The sequence below is a fragment of the Candidatus Ruminimicrobium bovinum genome (genome assembly GCF_902760015.1).
Lineage (GTDB): Bacteria > Elusimicrobiota > Endomicrobiia > Endomicrobiales > Endomicrobiaceae > Ruminimicrobium > Ruminimicrobium bovinum.
The window spans coordinates 1-5,495 of sequence record NZ_CACWEU010000250.1 but is presented as its reverse complement, the minus strand read 5'-3'; the positions used below and the strand labels follow the sequence as shown (position 1 = coordinate 5,495).

Below are 5,495 nucleotides of genomic sequence, written 5' to 3'. Positions count from 1 at the left end.
CCTTATTGCATCTAAGGATATTCTTATTCAGGTCCTGGATCAACGGGCCGGGCGGGGCAAAAAATATAGACGGGTCTTACCCATTTGTAAAAATTGAGAACCGCCCGGCTCCATTGTCCTTTAGTTTAACTTTCAATATCGGCATAAATTTACTATTTTTGTTGCACAAACCTTGGAACAGAAAACTACGCTGCAAATCTAAGGTTTGTAGAAACAGTCGAGCTATGTCAGATATAGATAAAATACAGTTGTTCGAGAATCAGAAAGTCCGGACGATATGGATAGAGAGCGAAGAGAAATGGTATTTCTCTATCAAAGATGTAGTTTTGGTACTCGCCGATGCGAAGGATCCCAAAGATTACCTTTCCAAGATGCGGCGCCGCGAACCGGAACTAGCAAAAGGGTGGGGACAAATTGTCCACCCCCTTATCGTTCACACTCCTGGAGGCCCTCAGAAAGAGAATTTTGCCAATCTGGAAGGAATGTTCCGCATCATCCAGTCCATACCCTCCAAGAAAGCCGAGCCATTCAAGCGCTGGCTCGCGCAGGTGGGCGCTGAGAGGATTCACCAGATGCAGGACCCGGAGCTGGGCATCCAGCAGTCCCTCCAGGATTACAAGAGGCTGGGTTATTCTGACAACTGGATTAACCAACGCCTCAAGAGTATCGAGATTCGCAAAGACTTAACCGACCAGTGGAAAGCTCACGGTGTAGAAGAAGGAGTGGGTTACGCTACTCTTACAGATATTGTCTACTATACTTGGGCTGGCCTTACCGCCCGCGAATACAAACACCTAAAAGGCCTCAAGCAAGAGAACCTCCGGGACAATATGACCAATGAAGAGTTGGTGATGAATATGCTGGCCGAACTTACCACCAGCAATATCACCAAGGAAGAACACCCGGAAACCATGTCCGAGCACGCCCGGGTAGCCGCACGCGGCGGATCCGTCGCCAAAGTTGCCAAGGAAGCCTTTGAAAAGCAGACAGGCAAAAAAGTCGTCAGTCCGCTCAGCATGAAACGCTACATTGCATCACAGCAGCCGGAATTAGAGTTTGGAGCGGATGAGGATGCGGACAATGACGGACAAAAGGAATAACTAGCTGATTCTTTAATCTGTATCAATATGGCATCCAACATTGACCAGAACAAACTGAAAGTCGCAATTGACTGGATTAACAAACTTGCTAACGGGATGAATCCATTTGATGATAGAGTTCTTCCTGATAGCGACATCGTGAATAACGTTCACATTTCTCGCTGTCTATTCTATGTATCCAGCCTGCTTGAAGGTGTTGGGAAGAAGAAGGGCTCCCAGCAGAAGCAGTATGAATTGGAATTCCAGCTCACTCCGGAGATTGCGTCAAAGGTCTATATTGCCGAGAGGACAGGAATTGCTATGTTCGTCAAGGAGATCAATAAGGAGATTCCGGATAATATGCAGCCTCTGGCCGCATCAAAGGTCACCCAGTGGCTGGTATCGGTAGGATACCTGATAGAGCAGCAAAGCAGCGACGGCCGCAAATACAAGGCTCCGACAGAACTCGGAACATCCATTGGAATGACATCCGCATGGAGAGATGGCTCACAGGGGCAGTACCTTGCTATATCCTATGACGCCAACGCGCAGCACTTTATCCTTGAGAATCTCTTTAAGCTATAGCTCGATTTCTCCGCACTTCAGCATATTCTCGTAATAGGTCAAGTTGATTCTGCGGTTGCATCCACTCTTGTCTTCCTTATAATTCGTACAGCCAAGGAACGGCTGATAGTCTTTCTTTCGGACAATCAGGTAGCCATCCTTGCAGCAGTCGCACTTGAGGATAGGAAGGATGCCGCCGGAGAGGTCGTTGGTCATGAAATCACAGATTTCCGGCTCATTGGTACATATCCAGAGGCGTAGACCGAGGTCTTTCTTATGCTTGTACTGGAGCGGATAGCCACAAATCGGGCAGCGCTTAATCATAGAGATGTCGGGAGAATCGGTCTTGGAGATGTCCAGTTCTCCGTTCACGCAGACCTTGTCGTATTCCTGGACCAGTTCTGCCACGAAGCGTGACGGGCGCTGCTGAGGCACTGCTATGTAGACTCTATTCTTGGTGCGGGTCATCGCCACATAGAACAGGCGGCGCTCTTCGGCATACTCAATGGTGCGGTCCTCGCGGATGACCAGTTTCATCACAGGATCGTCTTCAATCTTGGACGGGAAGCCATAGACGGCGTTCACTGCGTTGATGATGATGACGTTGTCGTAGCCCAGACCTTTGGAACGGTGGGCTGTGAGGAATGTCAGTTTGGCTTTGGGATATGCCTTCGATTTGACATCGCCGGTGCTCTCGAAATAGGTAAACAGGCCACTGCGACTGAGGTTGAAAGCATCGAATCCATATCGGCCGATAAGGAGAATGGACGAGTTGGCTGGTTTCCCTTCCTTGGCGTTTGCTTCCATTATCTGGCCGATACAACGCTCGACAGCCTGTGCCTGCAGGAAGAACTTGCCGCCCTTCCCTTCGAGGTCTTTCTTGTCGCCATCCTCGGAATAAGACTCAATGATGATGGGGAAATCGATATGCTTGGGGCTGATGAGCGATTTCTTTATCTGCGACGAGTTCTTCTGGATGAAACTACCGGCGATGTCGATAACCTCCTGCGAGTTGCGGTACGTCTTGGTTATCTTCAACTCTTCCCCGTAGCCCATTATCTCGGCAAAGTGAGTGAAGAGGGTGATGTCTGAGCCGGCATAGGCATAAATGGACTGCCAGTCATCGCCCACGGCGATAATCTTAGCATCGCAAATCTGGGACAACGCCCGGGCAAGGTCAAATCGCTGCCGGGAGATGTCCTGGTATTCGTCGATGATGATGTATTTGAAGTTCAGTTTCTCGCCCATATCCTGCTGCTCCTGCAGAATCTTGGCGGAATCGTTTATCATATCCTCGAAGTCCACAGCGCCACGCTCCTTCAACTTCTTGGAGTACTCCAGGTAGCATTGGTGGCAAACATCCAGGAAGAGTTTTGTGCGGACGTTATCGGTCATCCGGTGCATTTCGCGGAACTTGTCCGTGTCGTAGCCGTTGGTCTTGAAGTTCTGGATGAAGGTGCAGAGGAGGCGGACCAGTTTGAGGATGTATTTATTCTCCTCGGTGGATACGATCTTCTGATAGACTTCCTGTTCGGAGCGAGGTTCCAGGGTGATACCAGCCGCAATTAGTTGTTCTTTCAGATGCTCAAGCAGCGGGCGTCCATCCTTGTACTGGGAGAAGGTATAGATGAGTTCCGTGCCGTGGTCGCGGTGGAACTGGACCTTGTCATTGACCTCCTTCTTATAGCGTTCCAGTTCGGCTTTGGTATAGCGGTTATGGGTACCGTCTTCCGTGATGCCAAAATGCTCGATGTAGATGGTCCTGTCGCCCTGCTTGATGGTGAAGTCAGGGGTGTAGGGCTTGTAAGACTTCCGGAAACTATAGGGATATATCTTCTCGTACTCGTAATCAACCTTATTGAGGTACAGGAAGTTTGCAATCTGAACTTCCTGAGCAGAGCGCAGTGACTCGTAATTGATGGTGATTGATTTGCCGGTACGCTTGTTTGTGATGGTCTCCACGTACTCGTTCATATTGGAGCGCATCGTAGAGAAGTCAGCCTTGGAGATGTAATTGAAGAAGGCATTGAGGTCGTCACCTTCGTACGGCGCATCGAAATAACTACCGAAGAAGAGGATGAGTTTATTCACCATCTCCGGCTCCCGTAGGACATCGTTCTTCAGGTAGTTATTGATGACATCGAACATGAAACCGCTGTCAACGACATTCTTTTTGTCGGCATCCTGTTTCCGGAGAATGGCGTAGCCGGTCTTGTGGAAGGTGGTGACTGGGCAGTTTATCTTCAGGGCCTTGTTAATCTTGTCGCGGAGTTCGCCCACAGCCTTGTTGGTGAACGAGATGACGAGTATCTGTTCTGGTACGACGTGCTTGCATTCCACAAGGTATTTCACCTTGGCGGCCACAGTGGTGGTCTTTCCTGCACCTGCGCCGGCCACGACCAGCATATAATCTTCGTCTGTGAGAACCACCTTGCGCTGCTCTTCGTCCAGGGAGATGGCGGGATCGACTTTGGAAAGTACGGTGTCCAGGTAATGCTTCTCCGAGACGAGGTGGCGCTGCAGGTATGTCTGATTGTGCTGCTGGATATTGGTGGAGCCATCCTTCAGGTCGGCAAGGTCGGCGTAATTGCGGAGGAAGGCTTCGATGGACGCTGAGTCAATCCCATTAGCCTGGCAGTAGTAGCTGGTGGTCTTGGCCGTCTTCATATTGGCGAAGAAGGTGTTGACTTCGGCATAATCGTTAATTAATCGGCGATAGTCACTCCTGGCCAGGTACTTATCTTCAAGCAAAAGGCTGTTGAGTCGCTGGGTGAACTGCATAAGGGACGCATACTCCGGCGTGGGCGCATCTGGTACCACTAAGGCTGGCTCCTGCTTTTGCGGAGTCTCCTGTGGCTTTTTGCGCTTATCTGAGAATATGCGGTTGAAGAAGGACATGGCTGTGGAACCATCAAAATGGCATTGCTATCGTATTTGTTCAGTGTAAATACAAAGTTAACAAATTCCATTGGATTATATGCACAATACACGTATATTTGCGGTAACTCCCATGCGGTGGAGTTTTGATAGGGATTTTGTTTTCCCACGGGCGGAATTCTTGTTTGGTGAGTCGTCGCAGGATGGCCTTTTACGGCCTTTTAATGCCCCTCAGACTTACCGCAAAATTTACCGCAATTTGCGAAAACCAGCCTCCTAGTGCTGTGAGAAACGACTATTCGGTTTTTGGAACGAGGAAGAGTATTGATTTTATAATATATTATAAATCAATAAATTACAAAACTGTCGAGGTTGATTCCTTGGCAGTTTTTGGTTATTCACCCATTTTGGGACTATCCCTGGAATAAGAGGAATTGTTGGGGCTTTTTATTATATTTGTAGAAATCCTTGGAAATGAAAAAGTTCATTATTCAATATTGGTGGACACTCATCGCTTTCATGGCGTTTGTCATGATCATTATGCTTGTCCTTTTTATGACCGCCCCGCCTACCGTATTTGAAACCATTGTCGGTATCCTGTTATTATTGACGTTAATCGCACTGCTCGCCTCATGGGTCATCTTACTGATAAATAAGCAATGGCTGAAGTGTTTTCTCTCGTTTGTATTATCTTTGGTGACGATTGTCGTCCTCGGAGGGATGCTTGCCTTTTCAGCAATGTGGGGACCCGGCTATGATGACTTTGGTAAAAAACATAAAATACCTGATGGCCTGGAATACAGTATTCCATTAGAGAGCTCTGCTCTATCTGTTGCAATAGACAGTTTGGATATAAACACATATCTTCAAATCTGGGATGGTGGTCAGGGAGGAATCTATGATTATGACTTTTATTATGGCTCCATACCTGCCGGAGAAGTGTTTCTTCGATGCTTTGAGATTACAGAGAATATT

General features: G+C 48.2%; 5 protein-coding genes. 4 read left to right on the top strand and 1 reads right to left on the bottom strand.

Annotation, left to right across the window (positions count from 1 at the left end; genetic code table 11):
* Positions 1-224 precede the first annotated feature (224 nt).
* A complete protein-coding gene (locus ACMUOV_RS08430; RefSeq protein WP_413854698.1) occupies positions 225-1,100 on the top strand; it encodes a Bro-N domain-containing protein in 876 nt (291 codons plus the stop codon).
* 27 nt (positions 1,101-1,127) lie between these two features.
* Entirely contained in the window at positions 1,128-1,664 is a 537-nt protein-coding gene (locus tag ACMUOV_RS08425) for a hypothetical protein (RefSeq protein ID WP_413854697.1), read from the top strand.
* On the opposite strand, the gene ACMUOV_RS08420 is transcribed toward ACMUOV_RS08425, so the two are convergent.
* Positions 1,659-4,463, bottom strand: coding sequence for a UvrD-helicase domain-containing protein (locus tag ACMUOV_RS08420; protein ID WP_413854696.1), 2,805 nt, complete (start codon positions 4,461-4,463; stop codon positions 1,659-1,661). The genes ACMUOV_RS08425 and ACMUOV_RS08420 overlap by 6 nt on opposite strands.
* 260 nt (positions 4,464-4,723) lie before the next feature.
* On the opposite strand from ACMUOV_RS08420, the gene ACMUOV_RS08415 reads away from it, so the two are divergent.
* Both ACMUOV_RS08415 and ACMUOV_RS08410 read left to right on the top strand, forming a co-directional pair.
* On the top strand, positions 4,724-4,948 hold the full coding sequence (locus ACMUOV_RS08415; protein ID WP_413854695.1) for a hypothetical protein: 225 nt from the start codon (positions 4,724-4,726) through the stop codon (positions 4,946-4,948).
* A gap of 40 nt (positions 4,949-4,988) precedes the next feature.
* On the top strand, positions 4,989-5,495 hold a 507-nt coding region (locus ACMUOV_RS08410; protein WP_413854694.1), incomplete at its 3' end, for a hypothetical protein.

What these genes read in the sequence shown, in the direction of transcription:
- ACMUOV_RS08430 (WP_413854698.1), top strand. Translation starts at nt 225, where the DNA reads ATGTCAGATATAGATAAAATACAGTTGTTCGAGAATCAGAAAGTCCGG.
- ACMUOV_RS08425 (WP_413854697.1), top strand. Translation starts at nt 1,128, where the DNA reads ATGGCATCCAACATTGACCAGAACAAACTGAAAGTCGCAATTGACTGG.
- ACMUOV_RS08415 (WP_413854695.1), top strand. Translation starts at nt 4,724, where the DNA reads ATGGCCTTTTACGGCCTTTTAATGCCCCTCAGACTTACCGCAAAATTT.